This window comes from Pseudomonas sp. S2_A02 (assembly GCF_054668495.1).
This window is the reverse complement of record NZ_CP162776.1, coordinates 3,233,336-3,258,916: the sequence shown is the minus strand read 5'-3', so window position 1 is coordinate 3,258,916 and position 25,581 is coordinate 3,233,336. Positions and strand designations below refer to the sequence as shown.

Annotated in this window: 23 protein-coding genes and 2 pseudogenes; 5 read left to right on the top strand and 20 right to left on the bottom strand. The window is 59.8% G+C overall.

The window, feature by feature from the left end; genetic code table 11:
* Nucleotides 1-63 precede the first annotated feature (63 nt).
* Both AB4O41_RS14875 and mdoH read left to right on the top strand, forming a co-directional pair.
* Entirely contained in the window at nucleotides 64-1,869 is a 1,806-nt protein-coding gene (locus AB4O41_RS14875) for a glucan biosynthesis protein G (protein WP_460143714.1), read from the top strand.
* On the top strand, nucleotides 1,862-4,432 hold the full coding sequence (gene mdoH / locus AB4O41_RS14870) for a glucans biosynthesis glucosyltransferase MdoH (protein WP_460143713.1): 2,571 nt from the start codon (nucleotides 1,862-1,864) through the stop codon (nucleotides 4,430-4,432). Before AB4O41_RS14875 ends, mdoH begins: the two co-directional genes overlap by 8 nt.
* Before the next feature lie 143 nt (nucleotides 4,433-4,575).
* On the opposite strand, the gene AB4O41_RS14865 is transcribed toward mdoH, so the two are convergent.
* The 11 genes and pseudogenes from AB4O41_RS14865 to ubiE form a co-directional block, all read right to left on the bottom strand.
* Nucleotides 4,576-5,280: a methyl-accepting chemotaxis protein gene (locus AB4O41_RS14865; RefSeq protein ID WP_460148346.1), complete on the bottom strand. Its 705-nt coding sequence runs from the start codon at nucleotides 5,278-5,280 to the stop codon at nucleotides 4,576-4,578.
* Between the two features lie 201 nt (nucleotides 5,281-5,481).
* A pseudogene (locus tag AB4O41_RS14860) lies at nucleotides 5,482-6,492 on the bottom strand (methyl-accepting chemotaxis protein); the annotation flags it as partial.
* A gap of 97 nt (nucleotides 6,493-6,589) precedes the next feature.
* Complete coding sequence (locus tag AB4O41_RS14855) at nucleotides 6,590-7,297, bottom strand: 16S rRNA (uracil(1498)-N(3))-methyltransferase (protein ID WP_460143712.1); 708 nt, start codon at nucleotides 7,295-7,297, stop codon at nucleotides 6,590-6,592.
* A complete protein-coding gene (gene tatC, locus AB4O41_RS14850; protein ID WP_460143711.1) occupies nucleotides 7,294-8,088 on the bottom strand; it encodes a twin-arginine translocase subunit TatC in 795 nt (264 codons plus the stop codon). The genes AB4O41_RS14855 and tatC overlap by 4 nt, the downstream gene beginning before the upstream one ends.
* Nucleotides 8,085-8,516 carry a Sec-independent protein translocase protein TatB gene (gene tatB, locus AB4O41_RS14845; protein WP_460143710.1) on the bottom strand — a complete coding sequence of 144 codons (432 nt, stop codon included), beginning with the start codon at nucleotides 8,514-8,516 and terminating at the stop codon, nucleotides 8,085-8,087. The genes tatC and tatB overlap by 4 nt, the downstream gene beginning before the upstream one ends.
* A 10-nt stretch (nucleotides 8,517-8,526) precedes the next feature.
* On the bottom strand, nucleotides 8,527-8,805 hold the full coding sequence (locus tag AB4O41_RS14840; protein WP_123358799.1) for a twin-arginine translocase TatA/TatE family subunit: 279 nt from the start codon (nucleotides 8,803-8,805) through the stop codon (nucleotides 8,527-8,529).
* A gap of 24 nt (nucleotides 8,806-8,829) precedes the next feature.
* Entirely contained in the window at nucleotides 8,830-9,162 is a 333-nt protein-coding gene (locus AB4O41_RS14835) for a phosphoribosyl-ATP diphosphatase (RefSeq protein ID WP_258619206.1), read from the bottom strand.
* Nucleotides 9,155-9,556, bottom strand: a complete 402-nt coding sequence (hisI, locus tag AB4O41_RS14830) for a phosphoribosyl-AMP cyclohydrolase (RefSeq protein WP_460143709.1) — start codon at nucleotides 9,554-9,556, stop codon at nucleotides 9,155-9,157. Before hisI ends, AB4O41_RS14835 begins: the two co-directional genes overlap by 8 nt.
* A 90-nt stretch (nucleotides 9,557-9,646) precedes the next feature.
* Nucleotides 9,647-11,251, bottom strand: coding sequence for a ubiquinone biosynthesis regulatory protein kinase UbiB (ubiB, locus tag AB4O41_RS14825; protein ID WP_460143708.1), 1,605 nt, complete (start codon nucleotides 11,249-11,251; stop codon nucleotides 9,647-9,649).
* Entirely contained in the window at nucleotides 11,248-11,871 is a 624-nt protein-coding gene (locus AB4O41_RS14820) for a ubiquinone biosynthesis accessory factor UbiJ (RefSeq protein WP_460143707.1), read from the bottom strand. Before AB4O41_RS14820 ends, ubiB begins: the two co-directional genes overlap by 4 nt.
* The gene (ubiE, locus tag AB4O41_RS14815; RefSeq protein ID WP_460143706.1) at nucleotides 11,871-12,641 is read right to left on the bottom strand and encodes a bifunctional demethylmenaquinone methyltransferase/2-methoxy-6-polyprenyl-1,4-benzoquinol methylase UbiE; all 771 of its coding nucleotides are present in this window, start codon (nucleotides 12,639-12,641) and stop codon (nucleotides 11,871-11,873) included. The genes AB4O41_RS14820 and ubiE overlap by 1 nt, the downstream gene beginning before the upstream one ends.
* 153 nt (nucleotides 12,642-12,794) lie before the next feature.
* On the opposite strand from ubiE, the gene AB4O41_RS14810 reads away from it, so the two are divergent.
* The 3 genes from AB4O41_RS14810 to AB4O41_RS14800 all read left to right on the top strand — a co-directional run bounded on the left by AB4O41_RS14810 (nucleotide 12,795) and on the right by AB4O41_RS14800 (nucleotide 14,540).
* Nucleotides 12,795-13,070, top strand: a complete 276-nt coding sequence (locus AB4O41_RS14810) for a polyhydroxyalkanoic acid system family protein (protein ID WP_460143705.1) — start codon at nucleotides 12,795-12,797, stop codon at nucleotides 13,068-13,070.
* A 239-nt stretch (nucleotides 13,071-13,309) separates the two neighbouring features.
* The gene (locus AB4O41_RS14805) at nucleotides 13,310-13,732 is read left to right on the top strand and encodes a phasin family protein (protein ID WP_460143704.1); all 423 of its coding nucleotides are present in this window, start codon (nucleotides 13,310-13,312) and stop codon (nucleotides 13,730-13,732) included.
* A gap of 10 nt (nucleotides 13,733-13,742) precedes the next feature.
* A complete protein-coding gene (locus AB4O41_RS14800) occupies nucleotides 13,743-14,540 on the top strand; it encodes a phasin family protein (protein ID WP_460143703.1) in 798 nt (265 codons plus the stop codon).
* A gap of 271 nt (nucleotides 14,541-14,811) precedes the next feature.
* Here the strand turns inward: AB4O41_RS14800 and AB4O41_RS14795 are convergent, their stop codons facing one another.
* From AB4O41_RS14795 to argS, 9 genes and pseudogenes are all read right to left on the bottom strand, one after another.
* Complete coding sequence (locus AB4O41_RS14795) at nucleotides 14,812-15,432, bottom strand: TetR/AcrR family transcriptional regulator (RefSeq protein ID WP_460143702.1); 621 nt, start codon at nucleotides 15,430-15,432, stop codon at nucleotides 14,812-14,814.
* A 59-nt stretch (nucleotides 15,433-15,491) separates the two neighbouring features.
* Nucleotides 15,492-17,174: a class II poly(R)-hydroxyalkanoic acid synthase gene (gene phaC, locus AB4O41_RS14790; RefSeq protein WP_460143701.1), complete on the bottom strand. Its 1,683-nt coding sequence runs from the start codon at nucleotides 17,172-17,174 to the stop codon at nucleotides 15,492-15,494.
* Between the two features lie 129 nt (nucleotides 17,175-17,303).
* On the bottom strand, nucleotides 17,304-18,158 hold the full coding sequence (gene phaZ / locus AB4O41_RS14785; protein ID WP_030129227.1) for a poly(3-hydroxyalkanoate) depolymerase: 855 nt from the start codon (nucleotides 18,156-18,158) through the stop codon (nucleotides 17,304-17,306).
* Between the two features lie 134 nt (nucleotides 18,159-18,292).
* Nucleotides 18,293-19,972 (bottom strand): class II poly(R)-hydroxyalkanoic acid synthase, encoded by a 1,680-nt coding sequence (gene phaC, locus AB4O41_RS14780; RefSeq protein ID WP_460143700.1) that lies wholly within the window; start codon nucleotides 19,970-19,972, stop codon nucleotides 18,293-18,295.
* Nucleotides 19,973-20,214: 242 nt separating this feature from the next.
* Nucleotides 20,215-20,592 carry a gamma-butyrobetaine hydroxylase family protein gene (locus tag AB4O41_RS14775; RefSeq protein ID WP_123721589.1) on the bottom strand — a complete coding sequence of 126 codons (378 nt, stop codon included), beginning with the start codon at nucleotides 20,590-20,592 and terminating at the stop codon, nucleotides 20,215-20,217.
* A 142-nt stretch (nucleotides 20,593-20,734) separates the two neighbouring features.
* Nucleotides 20,735-22,075 (bottom strand): ATP-dependent protease ATPase subunit HslU, encoded by a 1,341-nt coding sequence (gene hslU / locus AB4O41_RS14770; RefSeq protein ID WP_095052782.1) that lies wholly within the window; start codon nucleotides 22,073-22,075, stop codon nucleotides 20,735-20,737.
* Between the two features lie 54 nt (nucleotides 22,076-22,129).
* Nucleotides 22,130-22,660 carry an ATP-dependent protease subunit HslV gene (gene hslV / locus AB4O41_RS14765; RefSeq protein ID WP_007899242.1) on the bottom strand — a complete coding sequence of 177 codons (531 nt, stop codon included), beginning with the start codon at nucleotides 22,658-22,660 and terminating at the stop codon, nucleotides 22,130-22,132.
* A gap of 286 nt (nucleotides 22,661-22,946) precedes the next feature.
* Nucleotides 22,947-23,642: pseudogene (locus tag AB4O41_RS14760) on the bottom strand (SPOR domain-containing protein); the annotation flags it as partial.
* A 12-nt stretch (nucleotides 23,643-23,654) separates the two neighbouring features.
* Complete coding sequence (gene argS / locus AB4O41_RS14755) at nucleotides 23,655-25,391, bottom strand: arginine--tRNA ligase (protein ID WP_460143699.1); 1,737 nt, start codon at nucleotides 25,389-25,391, stop codon at nucleotides 23,655-23,657.
* Nucleotides 25,392-25,581 lie beyond the last annotated feature (190 nt).

The window sequence follows — 25,581 nt, the reverse complement described above, 5'->3', positions numbered from 1 at the left end:
CACACCGTGCTGGCACTTTAACTGGCCGTTGGTTTTTTGATCTGTTTTCGGCGAGGGTTGCTCGTGATTGTTAGTCCCTGTAATGCACCAAAATTGTCTGCCAAACGGTTTCGAAGCGCTCTGGTAGCAGGCTCTGCACTGCTCTGCCTGTTCAGCGCCGGCCAACTTTGGGCATTCAATCTGGATGACGTATCGGTCAAGGCAAAAGAGCTGGCCGGGCAAAAATACGAAGCCCCGCGCAGTAACCTGCCGAATGAATTTCGCGAGATGAAATTCGCTGATTATCAAAAAATTCGGTTCCTGACTGAAAAGGCCGAATGGGCGAACCAGAAAACCCCATTCAAGCTGTCGTTCTATCACCAGGGTATGCACTTCGATACGCCGGTGAAAATCAACGAAATCACGGCCAACACCGTCGAAGAGATCAAATACGACCCAAGTCGTTTCGATTTCGGCGACGTGAAGTTCGATCCTAAAGCCACCGAACAGCTGGGTTATGCCGGTTTCCGTGTGCTGTACCCGATCAACAAGGCCGACAAGCAAGACGAAATCATGACCATGCTCGGCGCGAGTTATTTCCGCGTCATTGGCAAGGGGCAGACCTACGGGCTCTCCGCTCGCGGCATGGCTATTGATACCGCGTTGCCGTCCGGCGAAGAGTTCCCGCGCTTCACCGAGTTCTGGATTCAACAGCCCCAACCGGGCGACAAGCATTTGGTGATCTTCGCCCTGCTGGATTCGCCGCGTGCCACCGGTGCCTATCGCCTGACCCTGCGCCCGGGCAGCGACACGGTTGTCGACGTCAAGGCCAAGATGTTCCTGCGTGACAAGGTCACCAAGCTTGGCGTTGCGCCGTTGACCAGCATGTACCTGTTCGGCGCCAACCAACCGTCGAAAGTGCTGAACTACCGTCGCGAACTGCACGATTCCAGCGGCCTGTCGATCCATGCCGGCAACGGCGAGTGGATCTGGCGCCCACTGAACAATCCGAAACACCTGGCCGTGAGCAACTTCTCGATCGAGAACCCGCGCGGTTTCGGTTTGCTGCAACGTGGCCGTGACTTCAGTCACTACGAAGACCTTGATGACCGCTACGACAAGCGCCCAAGTGCCTGGATCGAACCGAAAGGCGATTGGGGCAAAGGCTCCGTCGATCTGGTGGAGATTCCTACTGCTGACGAAACCAACGACAATATCGTTGCCTTCTGGAGCCCGGACAAACTGCCTGAGCCTGGCCAGTCGCTGGACGTTGCCTACCGTTTGCACTGGACCCTCGATGAAGCCTCCCTGCATTCGCCGGACAGCGCCTGGGTTCAACAGACCCTGCGTTCCACGGGTGATGTGAAGCAGTCGAACCTGATTCGTCAGCCGGACGGCAGCGTGGCCTATCTGGTGGATTTCGAAGGCCCATCCTTGCAGGTCCTGCCGGAAGATGCCGAAGTGCGCAGCCAGGTGAGCGTTGGCGACAACGCAGAGCTGGTCGAGAACAGCGTCCGTTACAACCCTGAAACCAAGGGCTGGCGCCTGACTTTGCGGATGAAGATCAAGGATCCGGGCAAAGCCACCGAAATGCGGGCTGCACTGGTGAAGAACGTCACGCCTGCCGACGCGATCAAGACCGCGGCGCCAGCGTCCAGTTCTTCCGTTGCCAAGGCCGACAAGATTGCCGCCCGGCAGCAAGAGAAGAAGGACAAGGAAGCCAAGCAGGCTGAAGCACAAGCCCAGCAGGTCAAGGACACCAAGGACAAGGACAACAAAGACGCCAAGCAGCCTGTTGCTGCCGAAGCGGCCCCAGCCACAACGGAATCGGCACCGACTGAACAAGTCCTGACCGAGACCTGGAGCTATCAGTTGCCCGCCGATGAGTAATTTACAAGTACAGCCACAAACGCTTGCCGAGTATCTGGCGCATTTGCCGATGAGCGACGAGCAGCGCGCGGAACTCGCGGGCTGCAAGTCGTTCAGTGAACTGCACGAACGTCTGTCGTCCTCGACGTTCGACGCGCCGACCGAGGCTGCTCAAGCCTCGGTTGGCCGGCGCCTGACCCTGAACACCGCCGAAGAACTGGCGGACGCGGAGATGCTGGTGCTCGACGCCAGCGGTCGGGTTTGCCTCAAGGCAACCCCGCCGATCCGTCGGACCAAAGTCGTGCCCGAGCCGTGGCGCACCAACATTCTGGTGCGTGGCTGGCGTCGGCTGACCGGTCGCACCAATCCGCCGGCCCCGCCGAAAGACGAGAACGTGCTGCCAGCGGCTCGCTGGCGCACCGTCGGTTCGATCCGACGCTACATTCTGCTGGTGCTGATGCTCGGTCAGACGATTGTCGCCGGCTGGTACATGAAAGGCATCATGCCGTACCAGGGGTGGTCGTTCGTCGATCTTGAAGAAGTCCTGCATCAACCGCTGACCCAAACCGCCACGCAAGTGCTGCCATATGCCTTGCAAACCAGCATTCTGATCATGTTCGGGATTCTGTTTTGCTGGGTCTCGGCGGGCTTCTGGACCGCGCTGATGGGCTTCCTCGAGTTGATCACCGGCCGTGACAAGTACCGCATTTCCGGCGCCAGCGCCGGCAACGAGCCGATCGCCAAGGACGCACGCACCGCACTGGTGATGCCGATCTGCAACGAAGACGTGCCGCGGGTGTTCGCCGGTTTGCGGGCGACTTTCGAATCGGTTGCGGCCTCGGGTAACCTGGATCGCTTCGACTTTTTCGTGCTCAGCGACAGTAACGACGCCGACATTTGCGTTGCCGAGCAGCAGGCCTGGCTGGACGTCTGCCGTGAAGGCAAAGGCTTCGGCAAGATCTTCTATCGCCGTCGCCGCCGCCGCGTAAAACGTAAAAGCGGCAACCTCGACGACTTCTGCCGTCGTTGGGGCGGTGACTACAAGTACATGGTCGTGCTCGACGCCGACAGCGTGATGAGCGGCGAATGCCTGAGCAGTCTGGTGCGCCTGATGGAAGCCACGCCGGACGCCGGGATCATCCAGACCGCGCCGCGTGCGTCGGGCATGGACACCCTTTATGCGCGTATGCAGCAGTTCGCCACGCGTGTGTACGGTCCGCTGTTCACTGCCGGTCTGCACTTCTGGCAGTTGGGCGAATCCCACTACTGGGGTCACAACGCGATTATCCGCATGAAGCCGTTCATCGAGCACTGCGCCCTGGCGCCGTTGCCCGGTAAAGGCGCGTTTGCCGGTGCGATTCTGTCCCACGACTTCGTCGAAGCTGCGCTGATGCGCCGTGCCGGCTGGGGCGTATGGATTGCCTACGACTTGCCGGGCAGCTACGAAGAACTGCCACCGAACCTGCTGGACGAACTCAAGCGTGATCGTCGCTGGTGCCACGGCAACCTGATGAACTTCCGGCTGTTCCTGGTCAAGGGCATGCACCCGGTGCACCGTGCGGTGTTCCTGACCGGCGTGATGTCGTACCTGTCTGCGCCGTTGTGGTTCTTGTTCCTGGTGTTGTCGACGGCCTTGCTGGCGGTCAACACGTTGATGGAGCCGCAATACTTCCTGGAACCGCGTCAGCTCTATCCACTGTGGCCACAATGGCAGCCGGACAAGGCGATTGCGTTGTTCTCGACGACCATCGTGCTGCTGTTCCTGCCGAAGTTGCTGAGCATCATCCTGATCTGGGCCAAGGGCGCAAAAGAGTTCGGTGGCAAGTTCAAGGTGACGCTGTCGATGCTGCTGGAAATGTTGTTCTCCATGCTGCTGGCGCCGGTGCGGATGATCTTCCACACCCGTTTCGTACTCGCCGCGTTCCTCGGCTGGGCCGCGACCTGGAACTCGCCACAACGTGACGACGACTCCACGCCATGGAGCGAAGCGGTCAAGCGCCACGGTCCGCAAACCGTGCTGGGCTTCCTCTGGGCTCTGCTGGTGATCTGGCTGAACCCGAGCTTCCTCTGGTGGCTGGTGCCGATTGTCGGTTCGCTGATGCTCTCGATCCCGGTATCGGTGATCTCCAGCCGTGTCGGCCTGGGCCTCAAGTCCCGTGACGAAAGCCTGTTCCTGATCCCTGAGGAATACAATCCGCCACAGGCCTTGCTGGCAACCGACCAGTACACCCACGAAAACCGTTGGCATGCGCTGAATGACGGCTTCGTCCGGGCTGTGGTCGATCCGCAACAGAACGCCTTGGCGTGCGCGCTGGCGACATCCCGTCACCGTCAGGCCGAGCCAATCGAATGGCTGCGCGTCGAGCGGGTTCGCCACGCGATGAAGGTCGGGCCTGCCGGGCTGACCAACAACGAACGCGTGGCACTGCTGAGTGATCCGGTGGCACTGGGTCGCTTGCATGAGCAGGTCTGGAACGAAGGCCACGCCGAGTGGCTGCAAGCCTGGCGCGCATCGGTGGATGCCGATCCCCATGCGCCGCTGTTGCCGCTCAAGCCTGTGAGCGTGCAACCTCAGTTGGCCTAATGAAAAACCCCGCGAAAGCGGGGTTTTTTTGGGCTGATGATCTGACTGAGCACAACTTTGTGTTCGGCGCGGATCCTGTGGGAGCGGGCTTGCCCGCGATTGCATCACCCCGGTTTCAAGCGAACCGGGATGCCCGCATCACCTCAAACCTTGAACCGCCCCACCAGCCTCTGCAAATGCGCCCCCAACCGCGCCAGCTCAACGCTGGACGCCGCGGTCTCTTCACTGGCGGCCGAGGTCTGCTCGGACACATCACGCACGTTCAGCACGCTGCGGTTGATCTCTTCAGCCACCGCACTCTGTTGCTCGGCAGCGGCGGCGATCTGCTGGTTCATCGACTGGATTGCCGATACGGTGCGGGTGATGCTTTCCAGCGAGCTACCGGCGCGTCGGGTCAGTTCGACGCTGCTGTCGGTCAGGCTGCGGCTGTTGTCCATGATGGTGGCGACTTGCTGAGTGCCGGTTTGCAGGCCGACGATCAACTCTTCGATTTCTTCGGTGGACTTCTGGGTGCGCTGGGCCAGGCTGCGAACTTCGTCAGCGACCACCGCAAAACCGCGTCCGGCTTCACCGGCGCGGGCGGCTTCGATGGCGGCGTTGAGCGCCAGCAGGTTGGTTTGCTGGGCCACGGACTTGATCACGTCGAGCACGCTGCCGATCTTGTCGCTTTCGCGCTTCAGATCGCCCATGGCGGTGGTGGAGTTACCGACTTCGGTAGCCAGGCGCTCAATCTGAGCGATGGCTTCGCCAACCACCCGATCACCCTCGCGGGCCTGCTGATCGGCGGCGACGGCGGCTTCGGATGCTTCCTCGGCGTTGCGCGCGACTTCCTGCACAGTGGCGGTCATTTCGTGCATGGCGGTGGCCACCTGATCGGTCTCGACCTTCTGGCTGTTGACCCCCGCGCTGGTCTGTTCGGTGACGGCGGACAGCTCTTCAGCGGCGCTGGCGATTTGGGTCACGCCATCGCTGATGCCACCGATCAGTTCCCGCAGGCCCAGGGTCATGCTCTGCATGGCGCGCTGTAGCTGGCCCAGTTCGTCCTCACGTTCGGAAATGAGATTGTGGGTCAGGTCGCCCGCGGCGACACGCTCGGCCACTTTGAGAGTCTGGCTCAGAGGAATGACGATCTGGCGGGTGATGGCCCAGGCCGCGAACAAACCAAAGGCCGACGCCAGGACAGTAGCCAGCAGCAGCATGTTCTTGGCATGGGCTGTGTCGGTGTCACGTACGACTGTTTGCGAAGCGGTGAGTTTTTTGCTGGTGTCGAACAGCATGTCGCCTTGCGCGACCATGCGTTTGAGGGCCGCAGCGCTGGCGACCTGGGAATCGCGGAACTGGCTGACGGCCGCGCGGTAAGCTTTGAGCGAGTCGGTCGCCTGTTGCAGGTTGGCGATGTATTGTTCCGGCAGTTGAGACGGCAGGCTTTCGAGGTTTTTCAGGGCGTTGCCGATGGCGTCCAGCGCCGGCTGCTCGGCCTCGGGCTTGCCGCTGTAGGTGTAGCCGCGAACCTGGAAACGCGCTTGCTGGATCAGCTTGCTCAGGTCGATCACGCTGTTGAACTGGGCGACGCTGTCGCCTTGCAACAGGGACTTTTCGACTTCGGCGACCCGGGCCACGGCGTTATCGGCGGTGGCGCCCAGTTTGCTGCGAGCATCTTCGCGGGTGGCGGTGGCTTGAGTCATGTCCGCGAAAGCGCGTTTGTACTCACTGACCGCGGCCAATTGCTGGTCGATCATGGCCACGTCGGCAGGCTGTTCGATCAGCGTACGGGCGGTTTTCAGGCCGGTATCGAGTTGGCCTATCAGCTCGTTGACGGCGCCCGGGCCTTGTTCGCCACGGCGCATGTCGTAATCCAGACGGGCCAGGCGCAGGTCTTTGGTCAGCTCATTGAGGCTGGAAATAAACCCAAGCGTATCGCCACGGCTGATCACACCGCTCAGACCGGTCCAGCCGGTGAAGGTGATCAACAACGTCAGAAGCAGCACCAGACCGAAGCCGATACCCAGTTTGCGATTGACGCTTACGTTTCCCAGTTTCTCGGCTAGCCAACGGTACATGCTGCAACTCCCCTAGGACCTAATCGGTTTTATGGGAACTGTATCGGCCGGCTGGCGGGGATCTGTAGAGGAGTAAACACCTGTGGGGTGTTTGACGTTAAAACAGCCGCGAAAGCAGCGCAGTGACGGCGGTTTCAACCCGCAGAATGCGCTCGCCGAGTTGCACCGGTTGCAAGCCGGCCTTGCCCAGCAAATCGATTTCGTAGGGAATCCAGCCGCCTTCGGGGCCGATGGCCAGGGTCACGGGTTCGTCCAGGCCGCGAGGGCAGGGCGGGTAGTTACCGGGATGGCCGACCAGGCCTAAGGTGCCTTCGGTAATGGCCGGCAGACGGTCTTCGACAAAGGGCTTGAACCGCTTCTCGATGACGATCTCCGGCAGCACGCTGTCACGGGACTGTTCAAGGCCCAGGATCAATTGCTCGCGAATTGCCTCGGGTTCCAGGAACGGGGTTTGCCAGAAGCTCTTCTCGACGCGATAGCTGTTCACCAGCACGATGCGCGGCACACCCATGGCGGCCACGGTCTGAAACACCCGACGGAGCATTTTCGGTCGCGGCAGCGCCAACACCAAAGTCAGTGGCAGCTTGGCCGGTGGCGGTTGGTCGAGGGTGACGCGCAACTCGGCTTCATCGGCGTCCAGGCGCAGCAACTCGGCCGAGCCCATCAATCCACCGATACGCCCGACCCGCAAGCTATCGCCAACCACCGAGCGGTGGACTTCCTGCATATGAGTCAACCGGCGATCGCGCAGGATCGCCCGGTCGGCCGCAATGAAGTCGGCCTCTTCGAGGAGCAGCAGGTTCACGCTTGAGTCGCTGGCGGCTGGTCGTTGTGATCGTCAGCCGGCTGATCGTCCGGATGTTCGCCGCGCTTGCTGATCAGGCTACCGAACAGGATGCCGATCTCGAACAGCAACCACATCGGAACGGCCAACAGCGTCTGCGAGAAGATGTCCGGCGGCGTCAGGATCATGCCGACCACGAAGCAGCCGATGACTACATACGGGCGGATCTTCTTCAGGTAGGCGACATTGACCACGCCGATCCACACCAGCAGCACCACGGCCACCGGAATCTCGAACGCCACGCCGAAGGCAAAGAACAGCGTCATGACGAAATCGAGGTAGCTGGTGATGTCGGTCATCATTTCCACGCCGGCCGGGGTGGCGGCGGCGAAGAACTTGAAGATCAGCGGGAACACCAGGAAATAGGCGAAGGCCATGCCGGTGTAGAACAACAGAATGCTGGAGACCAGCAAGGGCACCGCGATGCGCTTCTCATGCTTGTACAGGCCTGGCGCGATAAAGCCCCAGATCTGATGCAGGATCACCGGGATCGACAGGAACAGCGAGACCATCATGGTCAGCTTCAGCGGCGTCAGGAACGGCGACGACACGTCGGTGGCGATCATCGTCGCGCCGGCCGGCAGGTACTGGCGCAGCGGCGTGGAGACGAAGGTGTAGATCTGCTGGGTGAAGGCGAACAGCCCGGCAAAAATGATGAACACCGCCGCTACGCAACGTAGCAGGCGCGTGCGCAACTCGGTGAGGTGCGAAACCAGCGGCATGTGCTGGTCGTTTTCGGGGAGATCGCTCATGGGGCTCGCGGCGGCAAAGTGGTGTCGTGAGGCGCCGGTGTTGTCGGCGCGGCGGCAGGAGCAACAGGTTCTACTGGAGTGGCAGGTGCAGGTTCAGCGGCTGCAACCATCGGCATAACCTCAGCCGCCGGCGCATGAATCGTCTGCGTCGCTACAGGTTCCGCCGGCGTCGGCTCTTGCTGAGTCGGCGTGAAGATCTTCCGCGCCTCCTGCTCCAGGGACAGAATGTGCTCGTTGTGCAGTTGCCGGCGAATCTCGTCGGCACCGATTTCACGTTCAACTTCCTGTTTGATCGCGTTGAAGCTGCGCTTCAGCCGCCCGACCCACAGGCCGGCGGTGCGCGCAGCGCCCGGCAGACGCTCGGGGCCCAGCACCAGCAGGGCGACGAGGCCGACGAGCAGCAGTTCAGAGAAGCTGATACCAAACATTAGTCAGTGCTCACGAGTCTTTGCGGATCGGCTCTTCGACTTTTTGCGCCTGCACGTCGATGGTGTGCGGCGGGTTCACGGACTGTGTGGTCTGTGGCTGAACAGGTGGAACCGGTTGAGCCGGGGTCGCTGTCGGGTCGGCCGGTTTCTCGTCGTCGTTCATGGCTTTACGAAAGCCCTTGATCGACTCGCCGACATCAGTACCGAGGTTTTTCAGTTTCTTGGTGCCGAACACCAGCACTACGACAACCAGGATGACGATCCAGTGTTTCCAGTCAAAAATGCCCATGTTGCGTTCCTCTGTAATAGATGTTCAGGCGGACGGGCGAGAGGCTTTCTCGGTATGTCCAGACAGACCGAAGCGGCGGTCCAGTTCATCGAGCACAGCCTGTGGATGCTGCCCCAGCTGGGCGAGCATGACCATGCTGTGGAACCACAAATCGGCGGTCTCGTAGATCACATCGCTGCAGTCACCGCTGATGGCGGCATCCTTGGCGGCAATGATGGTTTCGACCGACTCTTCGCCGACTTTTTCCAGAATCTTGTTCAAACCCTTGTGGTACAGGCTGGCGACATACGAGCTGTCGGCGGCGGCGCCTTTGCGCTCTTCCAGCACCTGGGCCAGACGGGTCAAAGTGTCACTCATGTTTGTGTCCTGCGGAATAGATAGCGTGCGGGTCTTTAAGCACCGGGTCGACGGTTTTCCAGTCGCCGTTCTCGAAGACGCGGTAGAAGCAGCTCTGACGGCCGGTATGGCAGGCGATGTCGCCGATCTGCTCAACCATCAGGATGATCACGTCAGCGTCGCAGTCCAGGCGCATCTCATGCAAGGTTTGCACGTGGCCGGACTCTTCGCCCTTGCGCCACAGCTTGCCACGGGAACGTGACCAGTAAATGGCACGGTTCTCGGCAGCGGTCAGTTCCAGTGCTTCGCGGTTCATCCAGGCCATCATCAGGACGCGTCCGGTCTTGTGATCCTGGGCAATCGCCGGCACGAGGCCATCGTCGTCCCACTTGATCTCGTCCAGCCAGTTTTTCATCTTCGACTCCAACAGCGGGCTCTACTTCAATAGCTGAGGCCAATGTTCAATTCAGCGTTCAAACAGTGTGCCAGCCGAACACACAACTGGCTATCGGCGAACGACCAGATACAAACCGACCGCCACCATGATTCCGGCGGGCCAATGCCCCAAATCGTTCAACGGGCCACCGGCGGCGAGTATCGTGCCACCCGCCAAGTGAGCGGTGCCGAGCAACCGCAGGAACCAATCGTCCTTGCGCTTGTGCCAAGGGGGAGGCGGGTCGTTGGCGTGGGGCTGGGACATGCGCTCGAGCAGGTCGCGGGCCATGTTGGCCAGATGCGGGAGTTGTTCGAACTGGCTCTGCACGTTGCCTAATAAGGCTTTGGGGCTGACGCGCTCGCGCATCCAGCGTTCGAGGAACGGCTGGGCGGTGTTCCACAGGTCAAGGTCCGGGTACAGCTGACGGCCCAGGCCTTCGATATTCAACAGGGTTTTTTGCAGCAAGACCAACTGCGGTTGCACTTCCATGTTGAAGCGGCGAGCGGTCTGGAACAGGCGCATCAGCACCTGACCGAAGGAGATATCTTTTAACGGTTTTTCGAAGATTGGCTCGCACACCGTGCGGATCGCCGCTTCGAATTCGTTGAGTTTGGTTTCTGCCGGCACCCAGCCCGAATCGATGTGCAACTGCGCAACACGACGGTAATCACGCTTGAAGAACGCGAACAGGTTGCGCGCCAGATAATCCTGGTCTTCCGGGGTCAGGCTGCCGACGATGCCGCAGTCGATGGCAATGTACTGCGGGCTCCACGGTTGCACAGTGCTGACGAAGATGTTGCCGGGGTGCATGTCGGCGTGGAAGAAGCTGTCGCGGAATACCTGAGTGAAGAAAATCTCCACGCCCCGTTCGGCGAGCATTTTCATATCGGTGCGCTGGTCGGCCAAGGTCGCGAGGTCGGTGACCTGAATCCCGTAGATGCGCTCCATCACCAGCACTTTCGGCCGGCACCAGTCCCAATAAACTTGGGGCACATAGAGCAAAGGCGAACCTTCGAAATTGCGCTTCAACTGGCTGGCGTTAGCCGCCTCGCGCAGCAGGTCGAGTTCGTCGTAGATGGTTTTTTCGTAGTCGCTGACCACGTCCACCGGGTGCAGCAGGCGAGCGTCGGCCGAGAGCTTTTCCGCCGCACGGGCAAGAATGAACAACCATGCCAAGTCCTGGGCAATGATCGGTTTCAGGCCCGGGCGGATTACCTTGACCACCACTTCTTCGCCGGTTTTCAGCTGCGCGGCATGCACTTGCGCCACAGAAGCCGAGGCCAGCGGTTCGACGTCGAAACGGCTGAAGACTTCACTGATTTTTTTGCCGAGCTGCTCTTCGATCAGCCGGATCGACACTTGCGAGTCGAACGGCGGCACGCGGTCCTGCAGCTTCATCAGTTCATCGGCGATGTCTTCTGGCAGCAGGTCGCGGCGTGTCGAAAGGATCTGGCCAAATTTGATGAAAATCGGCCCCAGGTCCTGCAACGCCAGGCGCAGTCGCGCGCCACGGCTCAGATCCAGCGTCTTGCGCGGGAACCAGCGCCACGGCAGGGCGTAGCGCAGCGCCAGCAGAAACCAAGGCAGCGGCAGGGCGAACAGCAAGTCATCGAGGCGGTAGCGAATCACAACGCGCTGGATGCGCAACAAACGGCGGACGGCAAGCAGCTTCATGCGTTATCGCTTGGGTCGAGGGATCGGGAAAGGCGCTCAAAACGCGCCTCGAGACGTTCCAGATCGAGCTTGATCTGGTCCAGTTCATTGAAGCGGCTTTCGGCTTCGCGCTGACCAACGAGGGCGCGCGATTCTTCGGCCAGGTACTCGCCCAGGTTCTGGTTCAGGCTGGTGAACCCTTGCTGATACCAGCGTGCGCGACTGCGCAGGTGACCGCCGACCAGTTGCGTGGCCACAGGTCCCAGCCAGCGTGAGAGTTCGTACTCCCAGTCCAGTTCGAGGTCCTGAAGGATTGCCGCCAGTTCCAGCAGCACGCCGCTGTCGCCGTCGAGTTCGACTTCAGGGCTATGCAGGACCGAAGTCTTATCCTTGCTCGTCGCCAGTTTCAGCAGGCTTGAGGCCGGTGCGCGCAAGGTGCAGTCGGCACCGGTTTCCCACTGGGAGGCGAGCATCAGGCCTTCATCGCTGGGCAGGATGAACAGTTGCAGCGCCGGGCTGCGGCAGTCGACGGCAATCACCTTGCCACTCATATGCGCCAGCCGCGGCAGCGCCGTGCTGTCGAGACGCAGCACCCGGTTCAGGCCAAGCTCAACGCTGGCAAGCAGGCCGGCCAGCAACATCAGGGCTTGATGCCGCGGTGCAGGGCGACGATGCCTGCGGTCATGTTGTGATAGGTCACGCGGTCGAAACCGGCCTCGACCATCATCGACTTCAGGGTTTCCTGATTCGGGTGCATGCGGATCGATTCGGCCAGGTAGCGATAGCTTTCCGAATCATTGGTGATCAGCTTGCCCATCAACGGCATGAAGGCGAACGAATAGGCGTCGTAGGCTTTGGACATCAGCGCGTTGGTTGGCTTGGAGAACTCCAGCACCAGCAAACGGCCGCCCGGTTTCAATACGCGCAGCATCGAACGCAGGGCGTCTTCTTTATGCGTCACGTTGCGCAGGCCGAAGGCGATGGTCACGCAATCGAAATGGTTGTCCGGGAACGGCAGCTTTTCAGCATCGGCCTGGACGAATTCGACGTTGCCGGACACACCCAGATCCAGCAGGCGGTCACGACCGACCTTGAGCATGGATTCGTTGATGTCGGCCAGAACGACCTGACCGGAAGGGCCAACCAAGTGCGAGAATTTTCGGGTCAGATCGCCAGTGCCGCCGGCGATGTCCAGCACGCGGTTACCGGTACGCACGCCCGACAGCTCGATCGCGAAACGCTTCCACAGACGGTGCATGCCGCCCGACAGAAGGTCGTTCATCAGGTCGTACTTGGCGGCTACCGAGTGGAAAACCTCAGCGACTTTTTCCGCTTTCTGGCTTTCCGGTACGTTTTTGAAGCCGAAGTGAGTGGTGGGTTCGGCATCGCTGCCTTTGCGCTGATCAGTCATATCGCTGTCACCAAAAGAGAATGCGCGACATTCTAATCCCGGTGGCCTGCTTTGTCTTGGCAAGGCTGAAGGTAAGATAGGCAATCACCGGGACGTTTTGACGCAGCGACGGTCAAGATTTTCAGGAAGTATTCATAAAGCAGGAGTCATTCGATGGCCCATATTAGTGTTGAGCGTGCCCACGGCCTGGGTAAGGAAGCGGCCCGCAAGAAGGCCGACAAGTTGGCGCAGAAACTGTCCGAACAATATGGCCTGGAGCCGCAGTGGTCCGGCGACACCCTGAATCTCAGACGCTCGGGTGTAAAAGGGGCGGTGTATGTGGGAGAGGACTCGATCAAGGTCGATGTCGAACTGGGCCTGTTGATGTCCGCCATGAGCGGCACTATCAAATCGGAAATCGAAAGGGCGCTCGATAAAGCACTGACCTGATCTGTGAAATGAGAAACCCTGTGGGAGCGGGCTTGCCCGCGAAGACGATATTCCTGCCGCAAGAGATATTGCGGATGTACAGGCCTCTTCGCGGGCAAGCCCGCTCCCACAGGTTCGGTGGCATAGCCACTTGTTTATGTCACTTGTTAGGGTGCCGTTTCTAATTATTCTCACTACTTTGTGCCTGAGCCCGACTCTTTGCGGGCAGTTCCTCGACCCTTCTGCGCGTGAGGTGCACCATGGCCAAAGTTATTTTGAAGAAAAAAGTCGACGTTGAGACTAACGCCCTGGGCGATGTCAAATCGTATGCCCGCAAGATCTGGCTCGCTGGTCTGGGTGCTTACACCAAGGTCGGCCAAGAGGGTAGCGAGTACGTTCAAGAGTTTATCAAGGCTGGTCAAGCTGTTGAAAAGAAAGGCAAAAAAGTAGTCACTGAAAAACTTGAAGCGGCTAATGCCGAGATCGATGAAGCCAAGAGTGAAGTGAGCACTTTCAAAGGCAAAGTCGAACTTCAACTCGACAAAGTCGAAAGGGCTTTCGATACACGTATCGCAAGTGCCTTGAATCGTATCGGCATTCCGTCTAAACATGACGTTGAGACACTCTCTGCTAAGCTCGATGAGCTGACGGCATTGCTCGAACGTGTCGCGCGTAAATCTTAAGGAGAACGGGATGGCTGGTAAAAAGAATACTGAAAAAGAAGGCAGCTCGTGGATCGGGAAGGTCGAAGACTACTCCCGCAAGATCTGGCTGGCTGGTTTAGGCGTGTACTCGAAGATTGACACTGACGGCAGCAAGCTCTTCGATACATTGGTTAAGGACGGCGAGAAAGCCGAGAAGCTCACCAAGAGCGCTGTCGGCAAGAAAGTCGATGCCGCCAAGGACTCCGCTTCGTCGGCCAAGTCGCGCATCAGCGGCGTGAAAGATCGCGCACTGGGCAAATGGGATGAGCTGGAAGGGGCTTTCGACAAACGTCTGAACAGCGCCATTTCGCGCCTCGGTGTACCGAGCCGCAATGAGGTCAAGGCACTGCACAGCAAGGTCGATACCCTGACCAAGCAAATCGAAAAACTCACCGGTGCCAAGGTTGCTCCTGTTGCGGCGAAAACCGCGGCAGCCAAACCAGCGGCCAAAAGCGTAGCCAAACCATTGGCCAAGGCTGCCGCTAAACCGGCAACCAAAACTGCCGCGGCGAAACCTGCAGCCAAAGCGGCCGCAAAACCAGCCGCTAAATCGGCGGCCAAACCTGCAGCTAAAACCGCAGCAGCCAAACCCGCCGCTGCGAAGAAGCCAGTGGTGAAAAAACCAGCGGCTAAACCGGCAGCTCCGAAAGCGGCCGCACCGAAACCAGCAGTTGCTGCCGCCAAACCGGCAACCCCGGTAAGCACGGCGAACTCCGCCGCTGCGCCGACCCCTGCTGTAACCCAGACTGCCGCGCCGGCTCCGTCGACGCCAACCAGTCAGTCCTGATGATCATTCCCACGCTCCGCGTGGGAATGCCTCACCGGACGCTCCGCGTCCATTGCGGCAGTGACGCAGAGCGTCACCGGCTGCATTCCCACGCGGAGCATGGGAACGATCACGCCCGGCCTGCAAAGGTCGGGCGTTTTTGTTTGTGCATGCATTCTAAAGAGCACGATAGATCCAATGTGGGAGCGGGCTTGCTCGCGAAAGCGGTTCATCATTCAACATTGATGTCGACTGATACACCGCTTTCGCGAGCAAGCCCGCTCCCACAGGGTTAGTCGTGCTCTTCAAGGTACTGCAACGCCAACCGTTCGGTCGCAATCTTGATCGGCGGCAGCAAATGCGGCGCCACCAGCATCATGATCTGATACACCACCAGTCTCACTTCACCTTCACGGTCGAGAATCCGCTGATAGTCCAGCGAGAACAGCAACGTCATGGTGATTTGTTCCACCAGCTGCCCCAGCGCCTGGGTGTCACTGACCAACTGACCTTGAGCTTTCAACTGTGCCAGCAATGACGCCAGTGTTCGCTTCAACGCATTGAGCAGGTTGCGTATCCCCTTGGCCAGTTTCGGCAGCCGGCCGGCAAGGTTCGACAGGTCCTGGAACAGAAACCGGTAATGGGCCAGGCGTTCGATGATCAGGTGCAGGAACAGCCAATAGTCTTCGGGCGCCAATTCCACATCGGACGGTGGATCGAGCAAGGGCGTCAATTCGGCCTGGAAGCGCTCGAACAGCCCGAGGATCAGCGGTTCCTTGCCGTGGAAGTGGTAGTAAAGGTTGCCCGGGCTGATACCCATTTCGTTGGCCACTTCCATGGTGGACACATTCGGTTCGCCCTTCTGATTGAACAACTGCAGGGCACATTCGAGAATCCGGTCGCGGGTTTTCATCCAGTCTTCTTAATGGTCGAGTCATGCCACGGCCATTGGCGGCCGTGGTTCGTTGAACGTCAGCGCACGCGCACGTAAGTACCGGGTGCCGCCTCCATCGGTGGATAGTTCTGGTTGCCGAGGGCCATCTGGGTTTCGCGTTGTGCGCCGGAGCGTTCCTGAATCCAGCCCAGCCATTGCGTCCACCAACTACCGTCGACGCGCTTGGCGTCGTAATACCAGGCCCGCGGGTCGCTGCTCAGTTTCGGGTTCTCGACGTAGTTGGCTTTCGGATTGTTCGGCGGGTTGAGAATGCTCTGCACATGACCGCTATTGGACAGCACGAAGCGCCGTTCGCCACCCAGCAGCAAGGTCGAGCGATACACCGCATCCCACGGGGTGATGTGATCATTCATGCCCGCCACGCTGAAACTGTCGACGGTGACTTTCTGCAGGTCGATCGGCGTGCCGCACACTTCCAGCCCACCCGGATGACTCAGCGGGTTGTGCTTGAAGAAATCCAGCAGGTCGCCATGAAATGCCGCCGGCAGGCGCGTGTTGTCATTGTTCCAGTAGAGGATGTCGAACGCCGGCGGCTCCTTGCCCAGCAAGTAGTTATTGACGAAGTAATTCCAGATCAGATCGTTGGGCCGCATCCAGGCAAACACCCTGGCCATGTCACTCCCTTCCAGAACGCCCTTCTGATACGAGCGGCGCTTGGCCGCTTCCAGCGTTTGTTCGTCGGCGAAGAGGGTGGCCGGGCTGTCTATCTGACTGTCGAGCATGCTGACCAGGTAGGTCGCGCTGGACACTCGTCGTAGCTGCCGCTTGGCCTGCAAGTGCCCTTGTAGCGCAGCGATGGTCAGCCCGCCGGCACAGGCCCCCATCAGGTTGACCTCGCGAGCGCCGGTGATTGCCCGGCACACATTCATCGCTTCTTCGACGGCTTCGACGTAAGACGACAACCCCCATTCGCGATGACGCACATCGGGATTGCGCCAGCTGATAATGAAGGTCTGCAAACCGTTTTTTAGGGCGTACTGGACGAAGCTGTTGCCGGGGCTCAAGTCGAAAATGTAGTACTTGTTGATCTGTGGCGGCACGATCAACAAGGGCTTTGAATACTGTTTTTCGCTCATCGGCTTGTACTGGATCAGCTCCAGAAGCTCATTGCGAAACACCACGGAGCCGGTAGTGGTGGCAACCGTTTTGCCCACCTCGAACGATTGCTTGGTGACCTGCCTGGGCAGGCCGTCGTTGTGCAGGAGGTCGTCCAGCAGATGGCCGATACCCCGCACCAGACTGTTGCCGCCGGAGTTGAAAAATTCCTTGATCGCCAGCGGATTGAGCAAGGTGTTGGACGGCGCCACGGCGTCGTTGATCAAGGCAAAGGCGAAGTGGGCGCGGGCACGATCGTCCGGGCTCATGTTGCTCTCGTCGATCCAGCTTTTGACTTCTTTCTGCCAGCTCAGATAAGCCTGCAGACTGCGGCGATAAAAAGGATTGAGGCTCCACGTCGGGTCGGCAAAGCGACTGTCTTGCGGGTTGGTCGGGTGCAGCGTTTCACCCAACAGTACGCGGCCCAACTGACCGCCCAGCTTCAAGGCGTGCCGGGCCGTATACACCGGATTGCGCAGGCCGTGGGTGGCCAGGCTGCGCAAGGTCGAAAGCAGGTCCCGGCCGCGTAGACCGGTAACCGCACTCTGTGCATTGATGAATGCAGCGGGAGTGGGCAAAGAGCCCTTCGCTGGTTTGTCGCGCATGAGTTAACACTCCTTCGTCGTCAGGCCAAAAACAAACACACCCGAACAAAACACCATAGACGCTGTTGCGGGTTGTTGCGCGGCACGGCGTCCTGCCAACTCCTTTTCATAAACAAAAGCCTGGGTCGGTTAACCGCCCGATGGCGCCGGGTGTGGATGCATTACTGCGCGCTGACGTTCCTCCTCAAGAAACTTCATGATGATCGGTGCCACCGCTTCGGCCCGGGTAATCAAAAACAGATGACCGTCGTCGATGATGTGCAGTTGGGCGTTGGGAATTCGCCAGGCCAACATGCGCATGTTGATCAGCGGGATCAGTGGGTCATCGTCGCCGGCCAGCACCAGGGTCGGCTGGTTGATCTTGTGCAGCCAGTGAATGCTGGTCCAGCCGAGGCCGGCGAACAGCTGCCAGTAATACCCGAGTTTGCCTGCCGAACGAACCCTGGCGGCGTGACTGGCTGCCAGGGTCGGATCGCGACGGAACGAGCCGCCATAGATCATCGGTGCGATGCGGATCACATGGGATGGCTGGATGTAGCGCCTGGGGCTTGCCATCATCCACAGCACTTTCGGCTTGCCCGGCACCATCACAGCGCCGGCCGCCGTGGCCGCCAGCACCAGTTTCTTGCAGCGCTCGGGATAGTCATGGGCGAACTGCTGCGCCAAGGCGCCACCCCACGAAACGCCAATCACGTTGACTTGCCCGTAATCGAGATAGTCGAGCATTCGTGCAGTGAGTTTCGCCAGGCCCGAAAAGCGATACGGGCGGTTGGGAGTCGATGAGCCGCCGACGCCGGGTACGTCGAAGGCGATGACTTCCAGGTCTGGATCCAGAGCCTGGACGAACGGGAATATCAGCTCCAGGTTGGCGCCAATGCCGTTGAAAATCAGCAAGGGCGTCAAGTGAGGCTTGCCGGGGCGTACCGCAGTGCGGAGGGTCTGGCCATCCAGGTTGACGGTACGAAAGACGAACGGTTGCGGCATGCACAGAGCCCTGTAGGTTTTAAACGCTGACCGAGCCGTCCCGGGCCGTCGCAGAATGTTCGAGGCTGGCCTCGAGAGTAATGGGTAGAAATCGCGGCACCTCCCAGTGCCGCGGACTACGAGTCATTTGAAGCTCAACGCTCATGCACGTAAGTACCCGGCGAAGCTTCACCCGCTGGGTAGGCCTTGTTGCCAAGGTTGGCGGGGGATTTCTTCAGTTTGCCCGAACGCTCGGCCTGCCACGCCTGCCAATGCAACCACCAGGAATCGGTGTGCTTGGTGGAGTTTTCCATCCACTCTTCGGCTTTGACCGGCATTTCGGTGCTGGTCATGTAGCGCGCTTTCGGATTGCCCGGAGGGTTCAGAATGCTCTGGATATGCCCGCTGCTGGACAGCACGAACTCGACCTTGCCACCGAACAGCTGCGCGGATTTGTAGCAGGACTTCCACGGAGTGATGTGATCGTTGGTACCGGCCAGGGAGAAGATGTCGGCGGTCACCTGCTTGAGGTCGATCGGCGTGCCGCACACTTCCAGGGCATCGGAGCGGATCAATGGGTTGTTTTTGAACATCTCGATCAGGTCGCCGTGGAACGCTGCCGGCAACCGGGTGGTGTCATTGTTCCAGAACAGAATGTCGAAAACCGGCGGCTCGTTGCCCAACAGATAGTTGTTGACCCAGTAGTTCCAGATCAAGTCGTTGGGGCGCATCCAGGCGAAAACTTTCGCCATGTCGCGACCTTCCAGAACACCAGCCTGATAGGAATGGCGCTTGGCGGCTTCGAGGGTCTGCTCGTCGACGAACAGGGCCACATCGCTGTCCAGGGTGGTGTCCAGCACGCTGACCAACAGGGTTAGGGCGTTGACCTTCTTCTCGCCGATCGCTGCGTAGTGACCCAGCAGGGCGGTGCAGGTGATGCCGCCGGAGCAGGCACCGAGCATGTTCACGTCTTTGCTGCCGGTGATCGCGGTGACGACATCGACCGCTTCCTTGAGCGCTTCGATGTAGGTCGACAGACCCCACTCGCGCTGCTCCTTGGTCGGGTTGCGCCAGCTGACGATGAAGGTCTGCACATTGTTGCGCAGGCAGAAACGCGCCAGGCTCTTGTCCGGGCTCAGGTCGAATACGTAGAACTTGTTGATCTGTGGCGGTACCACCAGCAGTGGGCGTTCATGCACCTGCTCGGTGATCGGTCGGTACTGGATCAGCTCCAGCACGTCGTTGCGAAACACCACTGCGCCTTCGGTCACGCCCAGGCTCTTGCCGACTTCGAATGCACCCATGTTGACCTGGCTCGGCATGCCGCCGTTATGCACCAGATCCTTGGCCAGATGGGAGAGACCGTCGAGCAGGCTCTTGCCACCGGTTTCGAAGAAGCGTTTGACCGCCGCCGGGTTGGCCGCCGTGTTGGTCGGGGCCATGGCTTCGGTCATGAGGTTAATCACGAAATGCCCGCGAGCGACGTCCTTGGGCGAGAGGTTGCTGTCATCGATCCACGCGTGAAGCTCTTTGCGCCACGCCAGGTAAGTTTGCAAATAACGTTTGTAGAGCGGGTTCTGACTCCAGGCCGGGTCGAGGAAACGGCGGTCGTCGCTTTGCGGTTGAAGCTCGGATTTTCCGAACAGCACGTTCTTGAGTTCGATGCCGAAATGGGCGACGTGCCTGGCACTGTGGATGGGTTGTCTGATGGCCTGGGTCAGCACCATTCGAGCAGAACCCAGTAGATCCTTTCTACGCAGCCCAACAACAGGATTCAGTCCCAAGGTATTTTCTGAAGCCTGGAATTTCAGGTCATCGTTTTGCTTGTTACTCATCTACGACGCTCCATTGTCCTGAGGCGAGTACCTGAGCCCAGCTGTGTAGTCACACAACAAACGTCAGGTACTACTGCTCGGGTGACCGTTAATTGCACATAGCTACAAATGCACGGAACTTGCCAGCTCCATTGGTTACCCGAGTTTAATTTTTTTCGCAAGCGGGCCAATCGTTGACCCGGCAGCCAAGCATTCAAACAGATGGAATTAGAAAATGCCCTCTAAATAGCCAGAGGCCTGACCTAGAGCATCAGCTTGACGACGGATTCATTCGGATCACGGGTCTTTCCAGCCGCTTTGAGTTCCGCAAGATAATCGTTCCAGAGATCTTCTTGGCGCACTGCCAGCTGGTACAGATATTCCCAAGTGAACAGGCCGCTGTCGTGGCCGTCGTCGAAGGTCAATTTCAGTGCGTACTGACCGGCCGGTTCGACCTTGCTCAGGCCTACGGCGATCTTGCCAAACTGCAGGATAGGTTTGCCGTGGCCCTGGACCTCGGCGGAAGGAGAGTGCACGCGGAGAAACTCGGCGGGCAGGTGATATTCCTCGCCGGACGCGTATTTGAGCGTCAGGGTTTTTGAGGCTTTGTGGAGTTTGATGTCGGTGGGGAGTTGGGTCATGGCTGATGTCCGTTTTGTGCGGAACCTTGTGGGAGCGAGCCTGCTCGCGATTGCGGCGTGACAATCAACACAGTGGCTGAATGTACCGTCGTCATCGCGAGCAGGCTCGCTCCCACAGGTCCGCTACCACAGTAAGTGTTACTTACAGGATATAACGGGACAGGTCTTCGTTCTGCGCCAATTCGCCCAAGTGGCTGTTGACGTAATCGGCATCGATCAGGATCGGCTTGTCTTCGTGGGTGCTGGCCAGATCACCGGCGCTGAACGACACCTCTTCGAGCAGGCGTTCGAGCAGGGTGTGCAGGCGACGGGCGCCGATGTTCTCAGTCTTCTCGTTGACCTGCCAGGCGATCTCGGCCAGGCGCTTGATGCCGTCCGGTTGAAACTCGATGTTCAGCCCTTCGGTTTTCAGCAATGCACAATATTGCTCGGTGAGCGATGCATGCGGCTCGCTGAGGATGCGCTCGAAATCTTCCGGGCTCAGGGCCTTGAGCTCGACACGAATCGGCAGGCGACCTTGCAGCTCCGGCACCAGATCGCTCGGCTTGCTCAGGTGGAACGCACCGGAAGCGATGAACAAGATGTGGTCAGTCTTGACCATGCCCAGTTTGGTGTTGACGGTGCAGCCTTCGATCAGCGGCAGCAAGTCGCGCTGTACGCCTTCGCGGGATACGTCGATGCCACCGGAATTGCCACGCTTGGCGACTTTGTCGATTTCGTCGATGAACACGATACCGTGCTGCTCGACGGCTTCCAGGGCCTTGGCCTTCAGTTCTTCTTCGTTGACCAGGCGACCGGCTTCTTCGTCGCGAACCAGTTTCAGCGCTTCCTTGACCTTGAGCTTGCGGTTTTTGCGCTTGCCCTTGCCCATGTTGGCGAACAGGCTCTGCAGCTGGTTGGTCATTTCTTCCATGCCCGGAGGTGCGGAGATATCGACGCCGGACACTTCGGCCACTTCGATTTCGATCTCCTTGTCATCCAGCTGACCTTCACGCAGGCGTTTGCGGAACAGCTGACGGGTGTTGGAATCCTGGGACGGTGCGGCGTCCTCGTTGCTGAAGCCCATGCGTGCCGGTGGCAGCAAAGCGTCGAGGATGCGCTCTTCGGCGGCGTCTTCGGCGCGGTGGCGAACCTTGGTCATTTCCTGTTCGCGCAGCAGCTTGATCGCGGCGTCGGCCAGATCACGAATGATCGATTCGACGTCGCGGCCGACGTAGCCCACTTCGGTGAACTTGGTCGCTTCGACTTTGATGAACGGCGCGTTGGCGAGCTTGGCCAGGCGACGGGCGATCTCGGTTTTGCCGACACCGGTCGGGCCGATCATCAGGATGTTCTTGGGGGTGACTTCGACGCGCAGCTCTTCGGGCAGCTGCATCCGGCGCCAGCGGTTGCGCAAGGCGATGGCGACGGCGCGTTTGGCATCGTCCTGGCCGATGATATGGCGATTGAGTTCGTGGACGATTTCACGGGGGGTCATGGGCATAATAATTGGCGGTCCTCAAGCAAAAGTGAGCCGTGGCGCTAGGCCGAAACAGGCTTACTCAGCGAGGTCCTGCTCCTCGATGGTGAAGGTGTGGTTGGTGAATACGCAGATGTCGCCGGCGATGCCGAGCGCTGTTTCGACGATTTCCCGCGCCGACAAATCGGTTTTCTTCAGCAGGGCACTCGCGGCAGCCTGGGCGTAGCCGCCGCCGGAACCCATGGCGATCAGGCCTTCTTCGGGCTCAACCACGTCACCGTTGCCGGTGATGATCAGGGAGGCATCTTTGTTGGCGACCGCGAGCATCGCTTCGAGGCGGCTCAGGGAGCGGTCGGTGCGCCATTCTTTGGCGAGTTCGACGGCGGCGCGAACCAAGTGGCCCTGATGTTTCTCAAGCTGGCCTTCGAAACGCTCGAAGAGGGTGAAGGCGTCAGCGGTGGCCCCGGCAAAACCGGCGATAACCTGGCCGTGGTAGAGGCGGCGAACTTTCTTCGCGTTGCCTTTCATCACGGTATTACCGAGCGAAACCTGGCCGTCGCCGCCCATGACGACTTTGCCGTGGCGGCGAACTGAAACGATGGTGGTCAAGGGAGAGTCTCCACGCAGCGGGGCGAAAATGCCTTATGCCAACTCATATGGGGGTGGTGGAGAGGATTTCAACTGTAGGACTTGGCGGGGGACGAGCGGTGTTTCATTTACGAAGGAGGGTGAAAGTGAACCCTGTGGCGAGGGAGCTTGCTCCCGCTCGGCTGCGAAGCAGTCGTAAATCCGACCATCGCGGTTTGTCTGGCATACCGCGTAGGTCGGATTGGGGGCGCTGCGCACCCCAGCGGGAGCAAGCTCCCTCGCCACAAAAGCAGGTTGTGTCCGGGAATCAGCGACTCTGGCGTTGTTGTAACAACAGGTTGCTAAAACCGCTGCCAGCCAGTTGCTTCTGGGCGGTGGTCAGCTGTTCGCGATTGCTGAACGGGCCGACCAGCACCCGATACCAGGTCTCATCCTTCACCGTGCCGGATTCGACCGCCACGGCCTGACCCAGCAGGATGATCTGCGCACGCACCTTGTCGGCATCGGCTTCCTTGCGGAACGAACCAGCCTGCAGGAAGAACTTGGTCACCGGCGCCGCTTTCGCCACGGGTGGCGCTGGCGGCGGGGTGATGCCAGCCAATGCCGCTTGAGCCCGGGCGGTGTCGATCTTCGCCGCTTCCGCTGGCGTCACCGGCGTGGTCGGAATGGCCCGCACTTGTGGCGTCGGCAGGGTTTTCTCCGGCACCGCATCCGGCGGCACGATTACTTCCGATTCCGGCAGCAAGGTGTAGAAGTCGTACTTCGGCTTCACCGGTTGCGTCGGGCTCGGCGGAGTCTTGTTGGCCTCGGCGATCTTGGTGGCTTTCTGTTGCTCGATCTTCTCGCGCTTTACGCTGTCGCTGCCCTTGCCCGGCTCCAGCTTCATCAGAAACACAATGAACGCGCCGACCGTCAGGCCGATGGCCATCCACAGCCAGCCCGGGATCGGTTGCTTTGCAGGAGCTTGGTAACGGCTGGCGCCACGCTTGGGTGCAGGTTTTTCTTGGCAGCCAACTTACATACGCTCCAGAGTTTCCAGACCCAAGAGTTCCAGGCCTTGCTTGAGAGTGCGGCCGGTCAGCGCAGCGAGGCGCAGACGGCTCTGCATTTGCGCCGGGGTGTCGGCGCCGAGGATTGGGCAGTTCTCGTAGAAACTGGAGAACAGGCCGGCAACATCGTACAGGTAGGTGCAGAGGATGTGCGGCGTGCCTTTGTCGGACACGTTATTGAGGATTTCGCCGAACTGCGCCAGTTTTGCCGCCAGCTCATGTTCGTGGGCGGCTTCGAGGACGATCTGACCTTCGACTTCGCTGAAGTCCTTGCCGAGCTTGCGGAACACACCGGCCACGCGAGTGTAGGCGTACAGCAGGTATGGCGCGGTGTTGCCTTCGAAGTTCAGCATCAGGTCGAAGTTGAAGCTGTAGTCGCTGGTGCGGTGCTTGGACAGGTCAGCGTATTTCACAGCGCCGATGCCCACGACCTTGGCGATGTTGCGCAACTCGTCTTCGGCTAATTCCGGGTTCTTCTCTTTCACCAGGGTGTAGGCGCGTTCCTGGGCTTCGGTCAGCAGGTCGATCAGCTTCACGGTGCCGCCATCACGGGTCTTGAACGGACGGCCATCGGCGCCGTTCATGGTGCCGAAGCCCATGTGTTCCATTTCCATCGGGTGCGTCACGAAGCCGGCCAGGCGCGCGACCTGGAACACTTGCTGGAAGTGCAGGGCCTGGCGCTGGTCGACGAAGTACAACGCGCGATCAGCCTTCAGCACGCCGCTGCGGTAGCGCACGGCCGCCAGGTCGGTGGTGGCGTAGAGATAGCCGCCGTCGGCCTTGACGATGATCACCGGCAGCGGGTCGCCGTCGGCGTTTTTGAACTCGTCGAGGAACACGCATTGAGCGCCGTTGCTCTCGACCAGCAGGCCAGCGGCCTTGAGGTCGTTGACCACATTGATCAGGTCGTCGTTGTAGGCGCTTTCGCCCATCACGTCGGCCATGGTCAGTTTGACGTTCAGCAGTTCGTAGATTTTCTGGCAGTGCGACAGCGAGATGTCTTTGAACTTGGTCCACAGCGCCAGGCAGTCCGGGTCGCCGGCTTGCAGCTTGACCACCAGGCCGCGGGCGCGATCAGCGAACTCTGCGGATTCGTCGAAGCGCTGCTTGGCGGCGCGGTAGAAGTTTTCCAGGTCCGACAGCTCATCGCTGGTGATCGGGTTTTCCTGCAGATAAGCCATCAGCATGCCGAACTGAGTGCCCCAGTCGCCAACGTGGTTCTGGCGGATCACTTCGTCGCCGAGGAATTCCAGAACCCGGGCCACGCCGTCGCCGATGATAGTCGAACGCAAATGGCCGACGTGCATTTCCTTGGCCAGGTTCGGGGCCGACAGGTCTACCACGGTGCGCTGCGCCGGGCCGGCCTTGCGCACGCCGATGTGGTCGTCGGCCAGTGCCGCGTCCAGGCGGGTTGCCAGGGCTTGAGTGTTCTGGAAGAAGTTCAGGAAGCCAGGGCCGGCGATTTCGGCTTTGGAGACGTTCTCGTCAGCCGGCAGCGCGGCGATGATTTTTTCGGCCAGGTCGCGGGGTTTCATGCCCGCAGGCTTGGCCAGCATCATGGCGATGTTGCTGGCGAAGTCGCCGTTTTTCTTGTCACGGGAGTTTTCCACCTGGATCGCCGGCGACAGGCCTTCAGGCAACACACCTTCGTTGACGAGTTGGGTGATGGCTTGTTGGATCAGCTGGCGAATGGTGTCTTTCATGGTGTTCTCTGTCGGCCGCAAGCGCGGCGGCGCTTCGATGCGCTGGTGGAAAAACTGGGCATTATCCGTGGCGAAGACGGGCTTGCCAACTATAGCGGGCAGGTTATGGATATGTGGTGACAATTGGGGCCCCAATCGCGAGCAGGCTCGCTCCCACAGGGAATGTGCGTCGATCACAAAACCAATGAAC